The organism is Sphingobium sp. (assembly GCF_049304695.1).
Taxonomy (GTDB): domain Bacteria; phylum Pseudomonadota; class Alphaproteobacteria; order Sphingomonadales; family Sphingomonadaceae; genus Sphingobium.
Window position 1 is genome coordinate 1 of the sequence record NZ_JBAQOK010000008.1, and the last position, 2,013, is coordinate 2,013.

Annotated in this window: 2 protein-coding genes; both read left to right on the top strand. The window is 60.0% G+C overall.

Annotated features, from left to right (window positions below):
* Window positions 1-212: 212 nt before the first annotated feature.
* The gene (locus WA070_RS01385) at window positions 213-1,241 is read left to right on the top strand and encodes an IS30 family transposase (RefSeq protein ID WP_422632439.1); all 1,029 of its coding nucleotides are present in this window, start codon (window positions 213-215) and stop codon (window positions 1,239-1,241) included.
* 212 nt (window positions 1,242-1,453) lie between these two features.
* Window positions 1,454-2,013: helix-turn-helix domain-containing protein (locus tag WA070_RS01390; protein ID WP_422632440.1), on the top strand; the 560-nt coding region annotated here is incomplete at its 3' end.

Below are 2,013 nucleotides of genomic sequence, written 5' to 3' on the forward strand. Positions count from 1 at the left end.
CCACTACCCCAAGATCAGCGCATCAGCAGGGTCTGCGCTGCGCTATCCCGAGGGCTCCACGCAGCCCCTGCTTTCCTCAACGTGTGACATTTCTATATGGCAGAAATTGTGACTTCTCTAAATGGCAAGAACAAGATTTGTAGCAGGGCGGATTCTAGACCGAAGTGCGAAAACTCGCCCTATTCGCGGGTTTCAACCCGTGAGGATCGCACATGCGCTGCTACACCCACTTGGATCTCAATGACCGCCGGAGACTATATCAGCTGATCAATGCCGGCCGCAGCCCTTGTCAGGCTGCCGTCGAGCTCGGCCGCCACGCCTCGACAATCTACCGCGAATTGAAGCGGAATCGGCATCTCGATGAAGAGCCGATCTTTCGCGGATATTTCCCGGTCACAGCCCAAGGCAAGGCCGCGGCCAGACGTCTTCGCGGGGGAAAGATCATCCGGCGACATGAACTCGCCGCCTATGTGGTCGACCGACTGCGGGCCGCCTGGTCGCCCGAGCAGATCGCTGGTTATCTGCGCCGGCATCAGCGCCACCGGCTGAGCGTGAGCCATGAGACCATCTATCAATATGTCTATAGCCCGGTCGGCCGTGACCAAGGCCTTGGCCACCTGCTCCCATCGTCTCGACGATCGCGCCGCCGCCGTTATGCGCGCAAACCACGAGGTTTGAACATTCCGTCGGCGCATATGATCGCGGCGCGGCCTGCGGAGATCGGCGAACGCACGAGTTTCGGCCATTGGGAAGGTGACCTCATCGCGTTCCGGCAGGAATATGGCAAAGCCAATCTCACCTCGCTGGTCGAGCGACGCAGCCGCTTCACGGTGTTGATGCCAAACCCGAGCCGTCATTCGGCCGGCATCATGGCAGGTATCGCCCAGCAACTTCGTTCCCTGCCCCCTACCCTTCGTCGTACGATAACCTTCGACCGCGGCACGGAGTTTGCGAACTACCGTCGTCTTCAGGACACGCTGGGTATGACGGCATATTTCTGCCAGCCATCAGCCCCGTGGCAGAAGGGCAGCGTCGAAAACAATAACGGTCGGATCCGCCGCTTTCTGCCGTCGGACACCGATATTGCACGCCTGCCGGCGAAGGAGCTCCAGCGCCTCGTTGAGCGCCTCAACGACACACCGCGCAAATGCCTAGGCTACCGCACGCCTCGGGATGTGCTCGCCGAGCAGCTCGACGGCGCGAGAATAGCTGGTGAGCGGTTTGACCGGGCCCACTGCTAGCGCAGCGGGTCCAAGAACGCCGGAACCAGGAAGTCATCGCATCAGCAGGGGTGGGCTGCGCTGTTTGGATGGCTCCACCCACCCCTGCTGCCCCAAAGCGATGTCGCACTTCGGCTTGAAACTTCACAGCAACGTTCAAATGTCACAGTTGCGCAAAGTAGAGATGTCTCACTTGGGCTACCGTGCCCTCCGGCTGTTCGGAGGTATTGAGCATGGCGGTGTTGCGTATGAGTACCGAGGAGCTTTCGCGGGTCGAGACGCTGATGCATGTGGTTTCAGGTCGCATGACTGTCACCCAGGCCGCAAGGCTGATGAGCGTCAGCCGCCGCCACGCCCATCGACTGCTGACGCGTTACCTTGACGATGGATCATCCGGGCTTTTGTCGCGCCGCCGTGGTCGACCAAGTAACCGGCGCTTGGATGATGCCATCAGAGATCAGATTGTCGCACTGGTTCGGACCCATTATCATGATTTTGGGCCTACATTGGCTGCGGAGTATTTGGCCGAACGGCATGATCTCCGGATTTCGCGTGAGAAGCTGCGGCAGATGATGATCGAGGCCGGGATTTGGAAGGATCGTCAGGCTCGCCGTCCTCGCCCATATCAGCCGCGCTACCGCCGGGATTGTCGGGGCGAACTGATCCAGATCGACGGCTCAAAACATTGGTGGTTCGAAGACCGCGGCCCGCAATGCACATTGCTGGTCTATATCGACGACGCGACCAGCGAACTGATGCACCTCAGGATGGTCGAGAGCGAGAGCACCTTCGC

Bases quoted from the DNA above. Each gene is read 5' to 3' on its own strand.
- WA070_RS01385 (WP_422632439.1), top strand. From the start codon at position 213: ATGCGCTGCTACACCCACTTGGATCTCAATGACCGCCGGAGACTATAT.